This is a genomic window from Kitasatospora cathayae (assembly GCF_027627435.1).
GTDB lineage: Bacteria > Actinomycetota > Actinomycetes > Streptomycetales > Streptomycetaceae > Kitasatospora > Kitasatospora cathayae.
Map to the genome: position 1 here is coordinate 22415 of NZ_CP115450.1, position 18734 is coordinate 41148.

Here is an 18734-nt window from a genome sequence, read left to right on the forward strand (position 1 = left end):
GCGGCTCACCGTACGGCGGCGGGAAGCGCGCGGCCGCTCCATGATCTTGCTCCGGGGCCGTCAGGGCGGGGTCGAGGCGGCGAACGGGGTACGGGCGGAGCGGCGCAGCCTGGAGTCGCCGGCTGCGCCGCTGGGTGCCGTCGCGCCGTCGCGCCGTCAGAGGGCGTCTAGCGAAGGACGCCGCGCACGGCCTCCGGGTCGGTGGGCGGGAGCGGGGCGGCCGGGGCGGCCGTCAGTGCCTTCGCGGTGGCGGGCGGCGGGGTCACGTACACCGGGGTCGGATCGGCCTCGGGGGCGCAGGTCTTGGCGATCCGTCCCTTGCCCTGGGGCAGGCTGCCGTCGCGTAGGTAGGCGGTGAAGGTGTCGTCCAGGCAGGCGTTGCCGTGGAAGAGGATCTCGTGGAAGCTGCCGCCGTTCTGGACGACCAGCTTGGAGCCGGGCAGCGCGTCGTGCATGGCGAGGCCGCCCTGGTACGGGGTGGCGGGGTCCTCGGTGGCCTGGAAGAGCAGGACGGGGGGCAGGCCCTTGCCGGTGATCTTCAGCCGGCCCGTCGGGTTGCCCTGGTAGGGCCAGAACATGCAGGCGGCGTTGTACCACATGTTGTTATAGGTGTAGAAGGGCGCGGTGGCGTTGACCTTGGCCTGGTCCTTCTTCCAGAACTCCCAGTCGCGCGGCCAGGCGTTCTCGGTGCACTGGGCGGCGTTGTAGGCCGGGAAGGCGCCGTCGTCGGCGCCGGGGGCCGCGTACTTGTTGTAGGCGATGCTCAGCGGCCGGGTGTCGTGCTGGGTGAGGTACGCGGAGAGCACGGTGGCCATCCGGGGCCAGCGCAGGAAGTTGTAGCCGCCGCCGTAGAAGGTGTCCTCGAGTTCGGCGGGGCCGACCTTGCCGGTCGCCGGGGCGGCGTCCGCCGGCTCCTTCCGCAGCGCGTCCTCGACCCGGTAGTAGGCCTGCTCGACGGCCTTGGCGTCGGTGCCCAGGTGGTAGACGGAGTCGGCCTTGGCGGTCCAGTCGGCGAAGGCGTCGAAGCGGCGCTGGTGTTCCTGGTCCTGCAGGACGTTGTGGTCGTACCAGCTGATGGTCGGGCCGACGATGCTGTCCAGCACCATCCGGCGCACGTGCGAGGGGAAGAGCTGGCCGTAGGTGGAGCCGAGCGAGGTGCCCCAGGAACCGCCGTAGAAGTTGATCTTCGGTACGCCGAGCGCCCGGCGGATGCTGTCCAGGTCGCGGGCGTTGTCGACGGTGGTCATGTGCGGCAGCAGCCAGGACCAGTCGGCCGCACAGTCGGCGGCGTAGCCGGCCGCCTTCTTCAGCCAGGCCTTCGAAGTCCCCTGGTCCGGCTGGTAGTCGGGGCGCTCGGCGTCGAAGTAGTGGGCGTCGCAGATCACATGGGGGTCGCTGCCGTTGGTGCCGCGCGGGTCGAAGCCGATCCAGTCGTAGGTCGAGGCGACGTCCGCCGGGATCTGGCCGGAGATGTAGGCGGGCATCCAGAGCCCGGAGTCGCCGGGGCCACCGGGGTTGAGCAGGATCGGGCCCTGCTGCTTGTCCTTGGGCGCGGTGGCGGGCAGCCGGTTGAGCTTGATCTTGATCTTGCGACCGCGCGGGTCGGCGTAGTCCACCGGCACTTCGAGCATGGCGCACTGGAGCGCCGGGGTCGCGGTGTCGTTGCAGGAGCTCCAGACGAGCTTCCCCTGGCCGGTGTCGACCAGGTCGGGCCCGTCGGGCTCGACGGCGGAGGCGACGGGACCGACGATCCCGCCGAGGGTGGCCACGGCCGCGGCGGCCGAGAGGAGGGCGATGGCTTTTCTCATGGGGAGCATGATGTGACATGTGCAATGGCACATCCAGGGGGTGAACCGGACTTTACCAAGCTTTGACCATCCGTACGAAACCGCCCGCGGTCTGCTGGCAGGCCCGCCGCACCTGCCGCGAGCGCCGCCGCCGACCGGGCCGAGAGCGGCTTTTCAGGCAGCGATGGCAACGTTCGGTAGCAGACTGACTCCCCTCCTCGATGGGCGTGCACTACTCAACAGACAGTTGTCGCTGCCGTGTGCCGACCAAAGACGTCATCCACACGGCCGGGCGCCGGTGCCGACTAAGGATTGAGGGTGCGCCAACTCCGGTACTGCTGGCGCACGTAGTGGCGCCGGTCGCCCTCGACCTCGATCTGGTCGTGCGCCACCAGCTGCCCCGCCGCCCGCAGGGCGATCGCCAGCGCCAGGCCGTCCCCGTCGCGCAGGAACACCCGGTCGGACAGCGCCGCGCGGCGCAGCAGGTACTCGCGGCTGAGCCGGATCCGCCGTTTGACGGCCTTCCCCAGTACCTCGAGGTCACCCCGCTCGTCCTCGATCTCCGGCGCGCCCGCGTAGGCCCGCTCCGGTCCGGGTGCCCCCTCGACCGGCGGGGTCCACACCGGCCTCGGCGGCAGCCGCGGCAGGCCGCGCACCCTGAGCACCTCATCGGCGAACTCCGGGAGGTCGACGGTCAGTTCGTGTTCGCCGAAGACGGCGAAGAGCTCGGCCAGGGCCCGGGGCGGGACGCCCTCCGGGGTGTCCTGCTCGGTGACGTCGATCCGGCCGAGGCGCGGGCCCCAGAACCGGCCGGGCGGCTCGGCGAGGCGCAGCCGCAGGGTGAGGTGGTGGCCGTCGTTCTCCTCGTCCCGGCCGAGTTCCATCGCCAGCCCCCGGACGTCCGCCCAGGCGTAGCGGCGCGGTACGAGCAGCCGCACCAGGGTGAGCCCGTCCTCGTCCGCGCGCAGCCAGTACGCGTGGGGCGCCGCGAAGGCCGCGACGGCGACGATCGCCGCCATGACCAGGAAGACCGCTCCGGTCTCGGCCGTCTCCGTCTCGGTGAGGACGATCGCCACGACCAGCGCCACCATGGAGCTGACGCCGATCAACTCCCCCCGTTGCTGCATGAACCCCAGCCGCACCACGTCCCGTCCCCCCTTCGACACCCCCACGCTCCCGGCCGGCGCCCGCCCCGGGCAACCGGCCTCGCGAAGCTGTGACAGCCCCGTGACGACCCCTCAGTGCCCGCGCAGCCGCCGCACCAGGTCGCGGGCGGCCTGCGGCCACTCCGGGTACGCGAAGGCGAAGCCCGCCCCCAGCAGCCGGGTGGGCACCACCCGGCGGCTCTTCAGCAGCAGTTCGCTCTCCGAGCGGAGGGCGAAGGCGCCGAGCTCCGCCATCCAGCGCGCGGCGGGCAGCCCCATCGGCATGCCCCAACGCGCGCGCAGCTCGCGCATGAACTCCCGCTGCGGCAGCGGGTTCGGGGCGGCGAGGTTGACCGGACCGCTGAGCTCCTCGTGCTCGATCAGGAACTCGACGGCGCGGGCGAAGTCCCGCTCGTGGATCCAGGACACGTACTGCGCGCCGCCCGCGATCGGCCCGCCGAGGCCGAGCCGGGCCAGCCAGGACAGCGAGTCCAGGGCGCCGCCGCGCTCGGGGCCGAGGACGACGGCGGTGCGCAGCGCGAGGCGGCGGGTGTGCGGGGTGTCGGCCCGGGTCTGGGCGTCCTCCCAGGCCCGGGCGATGTCGATGCTGTACCGCCAGGAGGCCGGGGCGTCGGGTTCGCTGCCGCCGATCCGCCCGGTCAGCTCGTCGTTGGGCGCGTCGTGGCGGTGGGCGTAGACGGTGGCGGTGCTCATCTGCAGCCAGACGGCGGGCGGCCTGCGGGCGGCGGCGATCGCCCGGCCGACGGCCCGGGTGGAGTCCACCCGGGAGTCCATCATGGCCCGCTGGTTCTCCGGCGTGTAGCGGCAGTTGACGCTGCGCCCGGCCAGGTTGATCACGGCGTCGCTGCCGTCGATCTCCGCCGTCCAGGCGGCCGGGGTGCGGCCGTCCCAGCCGACCTGGCGGGGCCCGGCGGGCCGTCGGCTCAGCACCACGACCTGGTGGCCGGCGGCCGTCAGGCTGTGGTCGAGCAGGTTCCCGAGCGCGCCGGAGCCGCCGGGGATGACGATCTTCATGAGTTCCCCCTCTTCTTCGGCAGCGAGCCTAGCGGGAGAACTGAACGCGTTCAATTCAGCGCCTCCCCGGCTCGGCGCGGCGGATGACAACGGGCTTCATCGGGGAGGGGTTCACTCCGTCGCGGCGCGGCAGGCCGGCGGCGATGGACGAGCGGCTGCCGCCGGCGCGGTGCAGGACGAGGCGGCGGTCGGTCGGCAGTTCGCGGTGGCGGGCGGGGAGTTCGGCGAGCGGGAGGTGGAGGGAGCCGGGGACGGCGCCGGCCTCCCGCTCGTCGGCGGTGCGCACGTCGACGACCAACGGCGGCTGCCCGCCCGTGAGTTGCTCGTGCGGGGTGTGGACGGTGAGCCGGGCGCCCCGGCGCATCAACTCGGCGTGGGCGGTGAACGGGTCCGCGGGGTCGACGCCCAGGTCTCAATCGCTCCCAAGGTCGCGAGCGGGTGGCGCGGGCCGTTGCGCGCCGGGATCGACGCCCACCGCCACGACGACCACCAGATCGCCTACGCCGCCCGCGGCGTGGTCGCCGTCACCACCGACGCCGGCTCCTGGGTCGCCCCCGGCAACCGGGCGCTCTGGATCCCGGCCGGCACCGTCCACGCCCACCAGGCGCACGGCCGGCTCGAACTGCACCTCGTCGGCCTGCCCGCCACCGAGAACCCGCTCGGCCTCCACCGGCCCACCGTGCTCGCCGTCGGCCCGCTGCTGCGCGAACTGATCGTCGCCTACACCCGCGCCCCGGAGGAGGACAGCCCCGAACGCTCCCGGCTGCGCGCCGTCCTGCTCGACCAACTGCGCGCCTCGCTCCAGCAGCCGCTCCACCTGCCCACGCCCGGCACCCCGCTGCTGCGGTCCCTGTGCGCGCTGCTGTACGCCGACCCCGCCGACGGCCGCACCCTCGCCGAACTCGGCCGGGCGGTCGGCGCCAGTGACCGGACGCTCTCCCGGCTCTTCCGCGCCGACCTCGGCATGGCCTTCCCCCAGTGGCGCACCCAGCTGCGGCTGCACCACGCCCTGGTGCTGCTCGCCGAGGAGCAGCCGGTCACCGCCGTCGCCCACCGCTGCGGCTGGTCCTCCGCCAGCGCCTTCATCGACGTCTTCCGCCGCACCTTCGGCCACACCCCGGGCCGTGCCGGCGGTCCCCCCGACCAGCGTCCGGCACGCTGAACAGCCCGGTTGTCCGTCCCGGGTGGCAGGCTGGGGGCATGTGCGGCCGCTTCGTCTCCACCACCACGCCCCAGGACCTCGTCTCGCTGCTCGGAGAGCTCCGGTGGGACCCGGCCGAAACCCTCGCGCCGAGCTGGAACGTCGCCCCCACCGACCCGGTCCCGGCCGTCCTGGAACGCCTCGACCGGGACACCGGCGAGGTGCTGCGCCAGCTCCGTCCGCTGCGCTGGGGCCTCGTCCCGTCCTGGTCCAAGGACCCGTCCGGCGGCGCCCGCATGATCAACGCCCGCTCGGAGACCGTCGACATCAAGCCCGCCTTCCGCAAGGCCTTCACCGCCCGGCGCTGCGTCATCCCCGCCGACGGCTACTACGAGTGGCGCGAAGTGCCCGCCACCGCCGACCGCAAGAAGTACAAGCAGCCGTACTTCCTCAGCACCGGCAGCGTGATGCTGATGGCCGGCCTGTACGAGTTCTGGCGCGACCCCACCCGCCCCGACGACGACCCGCTCGCCTGGCTCGCCACCACCACCGTCATCACCACCGACGCCACCGACTCCGCCGGGCGCGTCCACGACCGGATGCCGCTCACCATCGCCCCCGACGACCTCTCCACCTGGCTCTCCCCCGGCCACACCGACCCGGCCGAGCTCCACCACCTGCTGCGCCGCCCCGCCGACGGCGCCCTACGGGTGCGCGCCGTCCCACCCACCGTCAACAGCGTGCGCAACAACGGCCCCGAACTGCTCGACACCGCCCCGGACCCACTGGGCCTCGCGGACTGAGCCGCGCCGTCGGCGGAATCCGCTGACAGGACGGTTCGCCCGCACTGCGGTGGTTCTACCGCAAGGACGGGCTGATCCCAGGGGTCGACCACCACGACGGGAACGCCGGTACGAGCTCTCGGGGAGCGTCCGCGACGGCTACTCGGTGATGGCCGCCCTGAAGATCACCGGCTTCGCGGGCGCGGTGTTCCGGGCGGTCAAGGACTTTCGGCAGGTCTCGCTGAGCACTGACCAACTCGCCGCTCTGGCAGCCACCTTGCACCTCGGCCGGCATCTGGCCCAGGGGATGGTCTACGGCTGGACGGCCGGCCTCGGCCACGGCGAGGGCATGTTGATGGACGCGGCGACCTGCTCGCCCACGAGCTCCGCCAGCTCACGGGCGAACTCCAGGCCCCGACCGGTGTCAGCGCTGGCGCACCGCCGTGAAGCCGCAGACCGGCGTGCAGAGCGTGACGATGCCGCTGTAGCGGTAGTTGGTCCGGCCCCGGGTGATGGTGTGCACCGTCAGCTTCTCCCGCAGGGTGGGCTGGTGGCAGCGCGGGCAGGCGGCGGTGACCGGATTGCCCCAGGGGCGCTTGGGGTTGAGCTTGGTGACCGCCACGCCCATCAGGACGACGGACAGCCCGGTGCCGACGAAGCCGACCACCTGCCACACGCCCTTCCCGGATTCCCGGCGGTCGATCATCTCCTGGTAGCCGAAGGTGCCTCCGCCACCGTGGTTGGACCAGATCCGGCACTCGTCGCCCTGGGTCATGGTCTTCCCGTCACAGGTCGGGGCGCTGGTCGGGTCGGTCTTGCCGACCACCAGGGCCAGGAACAGCCCGAGCCCGGCCAGCAGGAGCAGGACCACGATCGCCGTGGTCCGGCTGCGGCCGGTGTGCAGACGCGTGCGTTCCTTCACCGCCGTCTCGATCACAGCGTGCGCCATGTTGCTGCCGTCGACCGCCACCACGTGTCTCCTGAAGTTCGCGTCCTGTGCGTGGATGTCCCCCGGCGGGCCGGGGTTGACACGAACCCACCATGATCAGCACGTCCCCGCGCGGAACTTGTCCAGACCTTGACCTCACCGTGACGCGTCCGACGCTCAACCCCGCGGTGCCGCCACCGAGGCCAGGTAGGCACTCGCCTTCTCCGGGTCGAGGAGCCACTCCTCGACGTCCGTCGGGTTGTCGAAGGAGTTGGCGAACCGGTCCGCCACCGCGGGGAGTTGACCGGCCGCGCCGAGCAGCTCCACCGCGTGCGGGGGAGCCGGGGCGAGCATCGCGTTCGTCCAGGTGGTGACGGCGCGCGCGGTGTCCGTCCAGAAGCGGTCGAAGGCGGACTGCTGGAAGTCCCGGTCGAAGGGCTTGTCGCCGTGCGCGAGGATCGCATCGAGGTACAGCGCGGCGCACTTGGCCGCGTTGTTGGCGCCCTGGCCGGTGATCGGATCGTTGGTGACGACCACGTCGGCGACGCCCAGCACCGCCTCGCCGCCCGGCAGTTCGCCGACCGGACGGCGGACCACCGGGGTGAAGCGCCCGGCCAGGGTGGCTCCGGCGTCGGTGAGCTCGACGCCGGCGCGGGCACGGTCGTACTCCCAAGGTGTGAAGGTCTTCATCAACTCCAGCATCACCCGCAGGTGTTCGGCCGGGTCGCGGAGCCCGTCGAAGGCGTCCGCCGGACCGCCCGGCTGGGCCTCCCAGAACAGGATGTCGCAGGGCCCGGCGGCCGTCAGGGCCGGCATGACGAAGAACTCGCCGATGCCGGGCACCAGGTTGCAGCGCACCGCCGGGAAGTCGTGCTCGGGGCGCGGCGCGAGCCCGTAAACGTAGCTCACGGCCAGCGCGCGCTGCGGCCGCAGGTACGGGGACCGCTCCTCGTCGCGTTCGAACAGCGAGGCCAGCTTGCCCTTGCCGGAGGCGACCAGCACCAGGTCGTACGAGCCGGCGAGGTGCTCGAGGTCGGCGGCGCTCACCTGGCGCAATTCCACCCGGCCGCCGCGGGCGGCGAAGGTCTCCAGCCAGGTGGACATCTTCAGCCGCTGGTCGACGGACTGCGCGTAGCCGTCCAGCCGCCCGACCCAGTCGATCACCCGGGCCGATTCCGGCCCGCCGACCGACACGCCGACCCCCTCGATCCGGGGCGCCCGCTCGGCCCACAGGTCGAGGCCGAGGGCGCGCTCGGTGCGCAGCCCGGAGTCGAACATGCACTGGGTGGACAGCACCCGCCCGTCCCGCACCTCCTGCGCGTCGCGGTCGGTCAGCAGCGTCACGTCGTAGCCGTGGGACTGCAGCCCGAGGGCCAGTTGGAGGCCGGCCTGCCCGGCGCCGACGATCAGGATCCTGCGCATCGCCCCTGCTTCCTTGGTGGTCCGTCCGGCCCGGCGGCGCCCGCTCCGCCCGGTTGCCAGTGGCCTGGATATCAGGCCGGAGCGCCCGCGTCCACGGCGCGGACGGGGCGGGCGCCCCGGGCCGGGTAGGCGCCGGGGAGTGGACGCGGCACCGGGATGGCGATTTGAAAAATTCTTCAATTTCATAGAGGCTGGCCAGCCGCCGACACCCGCGCCGACCGGACAGAACAGGACAGCCAGAGCCCATGAGCGACACCCTTCCCCCGTGCCCCTCGTGCTCCAGCGAGTACACCTACGAGATGAACGCCCTGATGGTCTGCCCGGAGTGCGGCCACGAGTGGGTGCCCGCCGAGGGCGGCGCCGAGCCGACGGCCGGGGCGGGCGAGCGGGTGATCCGGGACTCGGTCGGCAACGTGCTGAGCGACGGCGACACGGTGACCGTGGTCAAGGCCCTCAAGGTCAAGGGCAGCGTCTCCGGCATCAAGGCCGGCACCAAGGTCCGCAACATCCGCCTGGTCGACGGCGTGGACGGCCACGACATCGACTGCCGGATCGAGGGCTTCGGCGCGATGCAACTCAAGTCCAGTGTGGTGAAGAAGGCCTGAGCAGACGTCTGACCGTGGAGCCGGCCCGTACGAGCAGCACGCTCGTACGGGTCGTCGCCGTTCCCGCCACACCTCCGCCCGGAACCGGGACGGATTCCGGCGGCTGCGTCCAGCCTGCGGCGTGAGCGGGGACCACCCACGGTGGACCCGTCGTCGGACCGGCGGTGCGTGGCCAAGCGTCGGTGGACGTATCAAGCTGGTGTGGTCAGCGTGTGCGGGCCCGCCCCGCGCCGACTCCCATGACGAAGGACCCTTCATGGCTGCCACCACCCCCTCCGCCTCCACCGACGGCGTCGTGCGCGCCGTCCGGATCGCCGCCCCGGGCGTGGATCCCGAGCTGGTCGAGGTTCCGCTCCGCGAGCCCGGCCACGGCCAGGTCCGCATCGCCGTCGAGGCGTGCGGCGTGTGCCACTCCGATCTGCTGATCGCGGCCGGCATGCTGCCCGGCACCACCTTCCCGGTCACTCCCGGTCACGAGATCGCCGGCCGCATCGACGCCCTCGGCGACGGTGTCGAGGGCTGGACGGTGGGCGACCGGGTCGCGGTCGGCTGGTTCGGCGGAAGCTGCGGGCGCTGCGACGCCTGCCGCGACGGCGACGCCATCAACTGCGCCCAGCTGCAGGTCCCCGGTGCCGCCTACCCGGGCGGCTACGCCGACTCCGTCATCGTGCCCGCCGACGCGCTCGCCGCCGTGCCGGACGAGCTGACCGCCACCGAGGCCGCGCCGCTGGCCTGCGCCGGAGTGACCGTCTTCAACGCCCTGCGCCGCTCCGCCGCCCGCCCGGGCGACACCGTGGCGATCCTCGGCCTGGGCGGCCTCGGCCACCTGGGCGTGCAGTTCGCCCACGCGATGGGCTTGCGCACCGTCGCGATCGCCCGCGGTTCGGAGAAGGAGCCGCTGGCTCGCAAGCTCGGCGCCGACCACTACGTCGACAGCACCGCCGGCAGCGTCGCCGAGGCCCTGCAGGCGCTCGGCGGCGCAAAGGTGGTCCTGGCCACCGTCACCGACGCCGACGCGATGTCCGCCACCATCGACGGCCTGGGCCGCCGCGGCGAACTCGTCATCGTCGGCGTGTCCCCCGACCAACTCACCGTCAGCCCACTGCAGTTGCTGACCGGCACCCGCAAGGTCTACGCCCACGCCTCCGGCGCTGCCGTCGACACCCAGGACACCCTGCGCTTCGCCGCCCAGACCGGCGTGCGGGCCTGGATCGAGGAACTCCCGCTGGAGGAGACCGGCGCCGCCGTCGCGAAGATGACCAGCGGCCAGGCCCGGTTCCGCATGGTCGTCACCACCGGCCGCTGATCCGTACCCCCTGCCCGCCGCACCGCCGGGGAGCCCTCGGCCGGGTCATCGCCTCCGACCTTCGCCTCCGGCTGAACCCGGCCGGCCCGAACCCTCGGCAGGCCAAGCACTCGCAAAGCCCCCGCCGTCGACCGGCCGTGTCCGCATAGGCTGTCCGGGCCCGAACGGCCCGGCCAGTGCCGGAGGGGGCGGGCGGCAGGTCACAGAGGTACGCAGGGGGGACGCAGCACGGTGTACGAAGAACACGACGAGCATTTCCACGAAGAGGACCACCACGACGACCACCTCGTCCACGCCGACCACGAGCAGGCCCCGGGCCGCTCGCGGTCCCGCCGGGTCTGGCTGGTGGCGGTGGGCGGGGTGTTCGCCGCGCTGGTGGTCGTCGGCGGATACGGCGCCTACAACGTCCAGCCCGGCACCCTGACGTCGGTCGCCCGCGACCAGTTCGGCCTCGGCCTGCAGTGGCGGATCGGCATCCCCAGCCGGGACGCCACCATCCCGGTCCCGGGTAACAAGGACGAGGCCGCCGCCGAGTACATCGGTCAGAGCCAGATCCAGGTGAACTCGCTGCTGATGGCCTCCGTCGCCGCCACCGTGCAGAGCGGAACGTTCCGTCAGCCCGTGCTGCGCGAAGACGCCAAGCGCGTGACGGCCCCCGGCCGTCTGCCCGCCGACGTCGCCCAGAGCCTGCGCTCGATGATGGCCAGGACGGCGACCCAGGGCACCGCGCGGGCCCCGATGTCCGGGCTGAGCGGCCAGATCGGCGCCAAGACCGGCACCGTCGAGGCCGGTGACCGCCAGGCCACCAACAGCTGGTTCATCGCCTACCGCAACGACCTCGCCGTCGCCGCCGAGGTCGAGGGCGGCGGCCATGGCAACAGCGCCGCGGGTGTGGCCGCGGCCCAGGTCCTGAAGGCGGGCGGCAAGGGCTGACCCCGCCCGCAGTCAGAGCAGCTCGACCTGCTCCGGAGTCATGCAGTGGGTGTACTCGCCCACCTCGACGGTGTATCCCGTCGGCGGCTCCAGCGCGCACTCCCACCAAAGCCCGGTGACCCGCCCGACGGCCCCGGTCGGCCCGCCCTCCGGGGCCGGGCCGACCAGGATCCGCACCCGGGTGCCCTCCGGAAGGTCACTGCGGTAGCGGGGCGGCAGGTCCGCCCGCCGGCCGCCCAGCGCGGCCAGGAACTCCGGCCGCAGCCGCCACGGGCTCCCGTCCTCGGTCACCACCCCGTACACCGGCCCGTCGCCCTCGACCTCGCAGCCGACCACCACACCCCGGCTGCCGACCATCCCCTCCCCCAGCCACCCCGCCTCCGGCACCGGCGGCTCGGGCGTGACCAGTTCGACCAACTCCCCGTAACCCAACCGCGCCTGCGCCGGCCAGGGCGTCTCGTCCAGCAGCCACCGATGCCCACCCGTCACGCCCGTACTCCCGTCCCTGTGGATCTCCGCGCCACGCTAGCAGCACCGGGCACGCCGCAGCCCTTGGTTCGTCGTCAACCCACCCGGACAACACACGCTCAGTGGGCCTCGCCTACGGCGTACGGCCGGGCACCCGGCGGAGGGGCCGTGCGACCGCGATGCTGGCCGCCGCGCTGGGCATCAGCGGGGCGCTGCTGACCTGCGACGAGACGAACACCGCTTCCCGGCGGGTGCTGCGGCGGTGGCGCAACCTGCTCGGGCGCACCATGTGGGACTTCCCCGGTGGCCGGACCGGCGGTAACCACTACCTCGTGCTCGGCCTCGACGGCGGGCAGGGCGCCGATCTCACCGTCCCGCCCGACCAGGACGACCTCATCGCCTACGGGCCGCTGCTGTCCGACGACCGCGCCGACCGGCTGTGCACGGCGGCCCTGGTCCGGGCACCGGACCCGGACACCGCACGCGCCCTCCTGACGCCGGACCGGTACGCCGACATCGAGGTGCCCGACTGACGGTTCGGCGGCCGCCCGTCCTGACCCGGGCCACCGGGCCCCCCGGGGTCTCCACGAACGGTCGAAGGCGGTCCGGAGTTCAGCGCCACCGACTCCGGACCGCCTTCCGTCACCCGGCCAGGGCCGTGCGGAGGAACTCGAGGATCTCCGCCCGGGCGGCCTCGGCCTGGGGCTCCACGCCCGGCAGGCTGAGGAACGCGTGCCGCGCTCCCGGGTACTCGGTGAGCCGCACGGGCGTCCCGTCCGTCCGCAGTCGCTCGGCGTAGCGGCGGCCGTGATCGGCGAGCGCGTCCCGGGTCGGTACCACGACCAGCGAGGGGGCGAGCCCACCCAGGTCGTCCGCGTACAGCGGCGAGACCGCCCGGGCGTCAGCGCCCGGCGGGACGGCGAGCCGCTGGAGGAACCGCAGTTGCGGCAGGGCGCGGGTCGGGCTGTAGGCGTACTCGGCGATCGAGGGGTGGTCGAGCGCCGTCCCGGTCAGGTCGACCGCCGGGTTGACCAGCACCTGCGCCCTGAGCCGCAGGCCGGCCTCCCGGGCCCGGATGGCCGTCAGGGCACAGATCAGCGCGCCGCAGCTCTCCCCGAAGACGGCCGTGCGGGCCGGGTCGACGCCCCACCGCGGGGCGTGCCGCAGTACGTGCCGGAGGACGTCCCAGCCGTCGTCGACGGCGTTCGCGATCGGGCTGTCCGGGGCGACGAGGCGGTGTTCGACCGAGACGACGAGCGCGGGCAGCCGCGCGGCGATGCGGCTGGCCACCCAGTCGCACTGCACCGCCGTGCCCACGAAGCCGCCTCCGTGGACGTGGATCACGAGCGGCAGGTCGGTCGGGGTGTCGGGCCCGCCGTCGCCCGTGGACGCCGGCCGGTACACCCGGACCGGGAGGTCGCGGCCCGGCAGCGTCACCTGTTGCCATTCGATCGCGGCGCCGGGGTCCGGCTCCCCGAGGATCGCCCGCGCCGCACCGGAGGCCCGCCAGCCGTTCTCCGCGTCGCGGTAGGCGATCAGTTCCTCGGTCGTCATCGCCGAGAAGTCCGGCTCCGGCGGCCGCTGCACCGCAGTGCTCTCGCTCATGTTTCCCCCTGTTCCGGGCCTCTCGACCCGCCTGTGCACCCAAGTATGCACGCACCGCGTGCAACGGCAAGCGCATGGACTAGACTGACCGCGGACGAGAGGGGCGAGATGGCAGGCCGAAGGCGTTGGTCGACCGAGGAGATCCTGGACACGGCGGCGGAGCTGCTGCGCACGAGCGACGCCGAGTCGTTCAGCGTGCGCAAGCTCGCCGCTGCGCTCGGAACCGATTCCTCCAGCCTCTACCGGCACTTCCGCAACAAGACGGAGCTGCTGCGCGCGGTCGCCGACCGGATCCTCGTGGCCGCGATGGAGGACTACCGCCCGGAGGGCGACTGGAAGCAGCGCCTCACCGCCACCGCCCTGCGCCTGCGCGCGGCGTTCGGCCGGCACCCCCAACTCGCCGCGATCTGGGGGCGCTACGCGTCCGGCGGCGCCGGCTCCAGGCTGGTCATGGAGGAGGTGCTACAGGCGCTGCGGGCCTCGGGCCTGCCGGATGAGGCGGTTCCGCTCCGCTACCACCGGACCGTGGTCCTCCTCGCCTCGCTGATCGCCTCCGACGGCGGCATCGGCACCCTCACCCCCGACGAGTACGAACAGGGCATGGAGCAGTTCCGGGTCGCCGTCCTCGGCGCCGACCCGGAGCACTTCCCCGCGCTCGCCCACTTCGCCCGCGAGATCCGCCCCCTCGGGGCCGATCGCCGCGCCGCCTTCGAGGAGATCCTCGCCGCCCACCTCGCCGGGATCGAGGCCGCGATCCCCTGATACCCCGCCCCGGGGCGGCGCCGCCGCGCACGACCCGGCTACGCCCCCGTCACGGCGAGCCGCCATTCACCGGCCGCCAGGTCGAGCGTCGCCGCGTACCCGGCCCGCCCCGGCAGTTCCTGCCCCAGTCGCCAACTCTCCGTCAGCGCCCACAACTCGACGGTCAGCACGCCCTCCGAGGCGGTACCGAGGGCTCCGGCCCAGTTCGGGCTCGCGCCCAGCAACCGCCGCGTCAGCGCCTCGCCGGGCTCCGGAATCCCGATCGTCGCGTCCTCGCCGTCCCCCACCAGGGTGGATCCGGCCAGCAGCGCCAGCAGCCGACCGAGCAGCGCCGGGGGCAGCGCCGGATCGTTCGTCTCCACCGCCAGGTAGCAGTCGTCGTGCCCGGAGTACCAGAACCGCGCCCCGTCGACGTACGGCAGGACCGGCACGTCGAAGTCACCCGTGTCCAGGGCCACGGCCAGCTCGTCCAGTTGCTCCGGGCCGGTCCCCTCCGGCACGCCGGCCAGCACCAGGTTCTGCGGGTACCAGTCCTCGAGGAAGCGCGGCAGGTCGTCCCGGTGCATCACCAGGAACTCCTCGCCGATCCCGTTCGCACCGGTGGTCGACACCCCGACCCGGTGGACGGCGCACTCGACCCCCTGCTCGGCCGCGATCCGCGCCGGCGACCACAGTTGGTCGTCGGCGTCCAGGAAGCTGTACGTCTCCACTCCCGCGACCACGACCGTCTCGTTCGCGGCCCGCGTGAGCACGTCGACCAACTCCCGGGCCTGGGCGGCGGCCGCGCTGACCAGCCACCAGCCGTCGACCTCCCGGACGCCGAAGCTCAGCGGGAACGGCTGCCGCTCCAGCCCGACACAGTTCACGCTGAACGCCCCGTGGCGCGCCACCTCGATCACTTCCGCATTCCCCTCGCCCCACACCTCGTGATCATTTCCGCTCACCCTCTCACACCGTCAACACCCCGGCGGGGTGGCCGAGGGCTCGACTGCAGGCGGTGCGGACGCCCCCCTTCAGCGCCGCCGCGCCCACCACAGGGCCTCCGCCTCCCGCTCGGCGGCCACCGTCGGTGACAGCCCACCGCCTCCTCCACCCGCCCCTGCCGCACCAGCAGGTGGGCGAGCTCCCTGGTCGCCCCCAACGCCGGGGACGACCGGAGCAGCTCGACGGCCTCCCCGACCCGGCCGTCCAGCTCCAACACGGACGCCGGCGCAATGTCCGGTACGTCGGAATACCTGGTCGCGGGCATGCTCCCCGAGGTCGGCGCGGATCTTCAGGTGCCGCAAAGCACTTCGGGGCAGGCGGTGGCCGCCTACGCGCTCGGCGTGGTGATCGTCGGGCCTGCGGTGACCATGGCGACCGCGCGGCTGCCCCGCAGGCCCCTGGCGCTCGGACGGCGGTGCCCACCGGGGCACTGCCGAGGTGCACCGCGTGCGTCGCCGACAGCAAAGGCGAGGAGATCGGGGACTCCTCGCCACTATCAAGGTAGCGCCCACGGGGGGCCTTGCCGCAAGGCCCCCCTCCTGGCGCAGAATCGTCGCCCGCGGCCGGAACCTGGCGAAATACGCGGTTCACACCTTTCATGCGCCGGTGTCCTGAATTGTCGGCCTCCTTCGAACTCCCTGGGGGATCTTCTGATGATCGACGTGATCGTGGTCGGCGGCGGCCCGACCGGCCTCATGCTGGCGATCGAACTGCGGCTCCAGGACGTGCGGGTGGTCGTGCTGGAGCGGCTGACCGAGCCGACCGGGGAGTCCCGCGGCCAGGGTCTGCACGTGCGCAGCGTGGAGATGATGGACCAGCGCGGACTGCTGGACCGGTTCCTCGCGGTGAGCGGGAGGTTCCAGGTCGGCGGCTTCTTCGGGCACATCCACAAGCCCTGGCCGCAGACCATGGACACCGCCCACCCGTACGGCCTCACCGTCGAGCAGCCGGTCACCGAGCGGCTGCTCCACGCGTACGCGCTGGAACTGGGCGCCGAGATCCGGCGCGGCCGGGAGGTGGCCGGGCTCAGCCAGGACGACGGCGGGGTGACGGTCGAGCTGGCGGACGGCACCCGGCTGCGCTCGCGCTACCTGGTCGGCTGCGACGGCGGCCGCAGCACGGTGCGCCGGCAGCTCGGCATCGCCTTCCCCGGCGAGCCCTCCCGGGTCGACACCCTGCTCGGCGAGCTGTCGCTGGCCGAGGATCCGGCGACGATCGAGGCGGTGGTCACCGAGGTCCGTCGCACCGAGCTGCGCTTCGGCGCCGTCCCCCGGGGCGAGGGCGCCTACCGCATGGTCGTGCCCGCCGCGGACGTGGCCGAGGACCGCGTCGAGCCGCCCACCCTGGAGGAGTTCCGGCAGCAGCTGCGCGCCACCGCCGGCACCGACTTCGGCGCGCACTCGCCCCGCTGGCTCTCCCGCTTCGGCGACGCCACCCGGCAGGCCGAGCAGTACCGGGTCGGCCGGGCCTTCCTGGCCGGCGACGCCGCGCACATCCACCCGCCCACCGGCGGCCAGGGCCTCAACCTCGGCATCCAGGACGCCTACAACCTCGGCTGGAAGCTCGCGGCCGCTGTTCACGGCCGCGCCCCCGCCGGCCTGCTGGACAGCTACCACACCGAGCGCCACCCGGTCGGCGCCCGGGTGCTGGCCAACACCCGGGCCCAGATGACCCTGCTGGGCGGCGAGCCCGGCGCGGTCGCGCTGCGCGAGCTGCTCTCCACCCTGATGGACTTCGAGGAGGTGAACCGGTACATCACCGAGATGGTCTTCGGGGTCGGCGTCCGCTACGACCTCGGCGAGGGCCACCGGCTGCTCGGCCGCCGCCTGCGGGACGTCCGGCTGAAGCAGGGCCGCCTGTACGAGCGGATGCGCGGCGGCCGGGCGCTGCTGCTCGACGCGACCGGCGGCGGCCTCTCGGTGGCGGGCTGGGCGGACCGGCTCGACCATGTCGTCGACCCCGCCGAGGAGTTGGACGCCCCCGCCGTACTGCTGCGCCCCGACGGGTACGTGGCCTGGGTCGGCGCCGACCAGCAGACCCTGGACGAGGCGCTGGCCAGGTGGTTCGGCGCTGCCGGCGCCTGAGCGGGGCGGAGGTGGGCGGATCAGTCAGCCCGCGGGCCCGGGTCGATCCTGAGCAGGGAGCGCTTGGCCGTACCGTCCGGCTCGTACACGGTCCGGTACAGGTACGGGCGGTCCGAGCCCGGGAACAGGACGACGCCCTCCTCGACCACCGGCCGCTGCTCGGCGATGGCCCGGAGCCGGTGGTCGGCGTCGGCCGGGAACTCCGGCTCCGGGGTGCGTCGGTGGCGTCCGGTCACGGCTCCGCTCCGTCCTTTCCGAGGTCCTGTCCGAGGTCCCGTCCGAGCCACGAGCCCGCCCGGGGCGTCCGGGCGGGCTCGACGTTCGGTGAGCGCGGCTGCGGTGTCACTACCTCGGGCCGAGCTTGATCATCGCGAACGGGGCGTCCTGCGGGTCCGCGACCACCGCCATCCGCCCGGCCGCCATGTCGAAGGGCCGGGCGAGGACGCTGCCGCCGTGCTTGACCACCGTGTCCGTGGCGGAGTCCACGTCGTCGACCGCGAAGTAGCTCAGCCAGTGCGCGGGGGTGCCCGGCGGGTCGTTCTCGAGCAGCGTGGCGCCCCCGACCGGACGGCCTCCGACCTTCAGCTCCCAGTACTGGATGTCGCCCTCCACCGGCACGAAGTCGATGCCGAACGCCTCGCCGTAGAAGGCGGTGGCGCCCCCGATGTCGTCGGTGTGGAGCTCGTTCCAGGTCAGCGCGCCCGGCTCGTTGACCACCCCGGCGCCGGAGAAGTCCACCGCCTGCCAGACGCCGAACACCGAACCCTGCGGGTCGGCGGCGACCAGCATCCGACCGAGGCTGCCGACGTCCATCACCGGCGCCAGCAGGGTGCCGCCGGCCGCCACGATCGCGTCCTGGGTGGCCTGGGCGTCGGTGGTGGCCAGGTAGCTGGTCCACACGGTGGGCGGCTCCGGCATGCCCTCGGGAGCCGTCGCCGAACCGATGCCGGCCGCCGCCTGACCGTTGAGCCGACAGACGGCGTACCCGCCGAACTCGGCCGGGCCGACCTGCCCCTGCCAGCCGAACAGATCACGGTAGAAGTCCAGCGCGGCCTGCTGGTCCTGCGCCATCAGATCGACCCAGCACGGGGTGCCGGTCAGGTACGGGGTGGTGATTACGGGCATGCTCGCTCTTTCCTCGGGAGGTCCCCCGCCAGTCACCCTCCCGTCCCACCCCGGCATCCGCCACCCGACACGCCGCCCCCACGGCCGGGGCTCGGACGGCCACGCGACCTCGATCCGGTACCACGGCGCGCGGGATTGATCCGGACCTCACTGTTCGTCAGTCCTCCAGGCCCCGGCCGGCCGCCCCTCGACCAGCTGCGACGGGCCCTGCGTTCCTCAGCCCGATGAGCGCAGCGCGCGGCCGAGCTCTCCGACCAGCACGCGCGGGTGCCGTCGCCACCACCACAGCTCCGGCGGCGGGACCCGGTGGAACCGGTCGAGGGCGACGCCGTCGTCGTCGACGGTCGCGGCGCGGAACCTCCGGTCGAGGGCCTCGATCCGGGCGGTCCAGAGCAGTACGGTCCGGTCGTCGAGCAGCAGCCACGCCTCGTGCAGCCAGTTCCGGCAGTACAGGTCGTTGGCGTACTCCGCGACGTCGTCCTGGTAGCCGCGCTCGACCTCGCCGACCAGCCGGGCCCAACTGCCCACCCGCTCCTCGACGGTGAACGCCTTGCGCCAGCCGCGCCGGTGCAGCCGTTCGCCGACCGCCACCTCGTTGTTCCCGGGATTCATCGCCGTAAGG

19 protein-coding genes and 1 pseudogene are annotated in these 18734 nt (G+C 73.4%); 8 read left to right on the forward strand and 12 right to left on the reverse strand.

Annotation, left to right across the window (positions count from 1 at the left end; translation table 11 throughout):
• Positions 1–167: 167 nt before the first annotated feature.
• The 4 genes from O1G21_RS00155 to O1G21_RS00170 form a co-directional block, all read right to left on the reverse strand.
• On the reverse strand, positions 168–1808 hold the full coding sequence (locus tag O1G21_RS00155; RefSeq protein ID WP_270139619.1) for an alpha/beta hydrolase: 1641 nt from the start codon (positions 1806–1808) through the stop codon (positions 168–170).
• A 284-nt stretch (positions 1809–2092) separates the two neighbouring features.
• Positions 2093–2953: a PH domain-containing protein gene (locus tag O1G21_RS00160; protein WP_270139621.1), complete on the reverse strand. Its 861-nt coding sequence runs from the start codon at positions 2951–2953 to the stop codon at positions 2093–2095.
• A 72-nt stretch (positions 2954–3025) separates the two neighbouring features.
• A complete protein-coding gene (locus O1G21_RS00165) occupies positions 3026–3967 on the reverse strand; it encodes a TIGR01777 family oxidoreductase (protein ID WP_270139623.1) in 942 nt (313 codons plus the stop codon).
• 55 nt (positions 3968–4022) lie between these two features.
• On the reverse strand, positions 4023–4331 hold the full coding sequence (locus O1G21_RS00170) for a rhodanese-like domain-containing protein (protein ID WP_270139625.1): 309 nt from the start codon (positions 4329–4331) through the stop codon (positions 4023–4025).
• Between the two features lie 51 nt (positions 4332–4382).
• On the opposite strand from O1G21_RS00170, the gene O1G21_RS00175 reads away from it, so the two are divergent.
• Together O1G21_RS00175 and O1G21_RS00180 are read left to right on the forward strand one after the other, a co-directional pair.
• On the forward strand, positions 4383–5129 hold the full coding sequence (locus tag O1G21_RS00175) for an AraC family transcriptional regulator (protein WP_270150728.1): 747 nt from the start codon (positions 4383–4385) through the stop codon (positions 5127–5129).
• Positions 5130–5167: 38 nt separating this feature from the next.
• The gene (locus O1G21_RS00180) at positions 5168–5911 is read left to right on the forward strand and encodes an SOS response-associated peptidase (RefSeq protein WP_270139627.1); all 744 of its coding nucleotides are present in this window, start codon (positions 5168–5170) and stop codon (positions 5909–5911) included.
• A gap of 403 nt (positions 5912–6314) precedes the next feature.
• On the opposite strand, the gene O1G21_RS00185 is transcribed toward O1G21_RS00180, so the two are convergent.
• Both O1G21_RS00185 and O1G21_RS00190 read right to left on the reverse strand, forming a co-directional pair.
• A complete protein-coding gene (locus O1G21_RS00185) occupies positions 6315–6860 on the reverse strand; it encodes a hypothetical protein (protein WP_270139629.1) in 546 nt (181 codons plus the stop codon).
• Positions 6861–6995: 135 nt separating this feature from the next.
• Positions 6996–8240, reverse strand: coding sequence for a styrene monooxygenase/indole monooxygenase family protein (locus tag O1G21_RS00190; RefSeq protein WP_270139631.1), 1245 nt, complete (start codon positions 8238–8240; stop codon positions 6996–6998).
• 245 nt (positions 8241–8485) lie between these two features.
• On the opposite strand from O1G21_RS00190, the gene O1G21_RS00195 reads away from it, so the two are divergent.
• The 3 genes from O1G21_RS00195 (at position 8486) to O1G21_RS00205 (ending at position 11084) form a co-directional block, all read left to right on the forward strand.
• The gene (locus O1G21_RS00195; protein ID WP_270139633.1) at positions 8486–8845 is read left to right on the forward strand and encodes a zinc ribbon domain-containing protein YjdM; all 360 of its coding nucleotides are present in this window, start codon (positions 8486–8488) and stop codon (positions 8843–8845) included.
• A 256-nt stretch (positions 8846–9101) separates the two neighbouring features.
• Positions 9102–10151, forward strand: a complete 1050-nt coding sequence (locus tag O1G21_RS00200) for an alcohol dehydrogenase catalytic domain-containing protein (RefSeq protein WP_270139634.1) — start codon at positions 9102–9104, stop codon at positions 10149–10151.
• A gap of 231 nt (positions 10152–10382) precedes the next feature.
• The gene (locus tag O1G21_RS00205) at positions 10383–11084 is read left to right on the forward strand and encodes a penicillin-binding transpeptidase domain-containing protein (protein ID WP_270139636.1); all 702 of its coding nucleotides are present in this window, start codon (positions 10383–10385) and stop codon (positions 11082–11084) included.
• 12 nt (positions 11085–11096) lie between these two features.
• On the opposite strand, the gene O1G21_RS00210 is transcribed toward O1G21_RS00205, so the two are convergent.
• On the reverse strand, positions 11097–11573 hold the full coding sequence (locus tag O1G21_RS00210) for a hypothetical protein (protein WP_270139638.1): 477 nt from the start codon (positions 11571–11573) through the stop codon (positions 11097–11099).
• A gap of 230 nt (positions 11574–11803) precedes the next feature.
• Here O1G21_RS00210 and O1G21_RS00215 point away from each other — a divergent pair.
• Positions 11804–12085: pseudogene (locus O1G21_RS00215) on the forward strand (YciI family protein); the annotation flags it as partial.
• A gap of 109 nt (positions 12086–12194) precedes the next feature.
• Here O1G21_RS00215 and O1G21_RS00220 read toward each other — a convergent pair.
• Entirely contained in the window at positions 12195–13157 is a 963-nt protein-coding gene (locus tag O1G21_RS00220) for an alpha/beta hydrolase (RefSeq protein WP_270139640.1), read from the reverse strand.
• Positions 13158–13265: 108 nt separating this feature from the next.
• On the opposite strand from O1G21_RS00220, the gene O1G21_RS00225 reads away from it, so the two are divergent.
• Positions 13266–13919, forward strand: a complete 654-nt coding sequence (locus tag O1G21_RS00225; protein WP_270139642.1) for a TetR/AcrR family transcriptional regulator — start codon at positions 13266–13268, stop codon at positions 13917–13919.
• 38 nt (positions 13920–13957) lie between these two features.
• Here the strand turns inward: O1G21_RS00225 and O1G21_RS00230 are convergent, their stop codons facing one another.
• Positions 13958–14818, reverse strand: a complete 861-nt coding sequence (locus O1G21_RS00230; protein ID WP_270139644.1) for a hypothetical protein — start codon at positions 14816–14818, stop codon at positions 13958–13960.
• Between the two features lie 738 nt (positions 14819–15556).
• Here O1G21_RS00230 and rox point away from each other — a divergent pair.
• Complete coding sequence (rox, locus tag O1G21_RS00235) at positions 15557–16987, forward strand: rifampin monooxygenase (protein WP_270139646.1); 1431 nt, start codon at positions 15557–15559, stop codon at positions 16985–16987.
• Positions 16988–17007: 20 nt separating this feature from the next.
• Here the strand turns inward: rox and O1G21_RS00240 are convergent, their stop codons facing one another.
• The 3 genes from O1G21_RS00240 to O1G21_RS00250 all read right to left on the reverse strand — a co-directional run bounded on the left by O1G21_RS00240 (position 17008) and on the right by O1G21_RS00250 (position 18724).
• A complete protein-coding gene (locus O1G21_RS00240) occupies positions 17008–17223 on the reverse strand; it encodes a hypothetical protein (RefSeq protein ID WP_270139648.1) in 216 nt (71 codons plus the stop codon).
• Between the two features lie 109 nt (positions 17224–17332).
• Positions 17333–18112 carry a VOC family protein gene (locus tag O1G21_RS00245; protein WP_270139650.1) on the reverse strand — a complete coding sequence of 260 codons (780 nt, stop codon included), beginning with the start codon at positions 18110–18112 and terminating at the stop codon, positions 17333–17335.
• A 216-nt stretch (positions 18113–18328) separates the two neighbouring features.
• Positions 18329–18724, reverse strand: a complete 396-nt coding sequence (locus tag O1G21_RS00250; RefSeq protein WP_270139652.1) for a hypothetical protein — start codon at positions 18722–18724, stop codon at positions 18329–18331.
• Between the last annotated feature and the right edge of the window lie 10 nt (positions 18725–18734).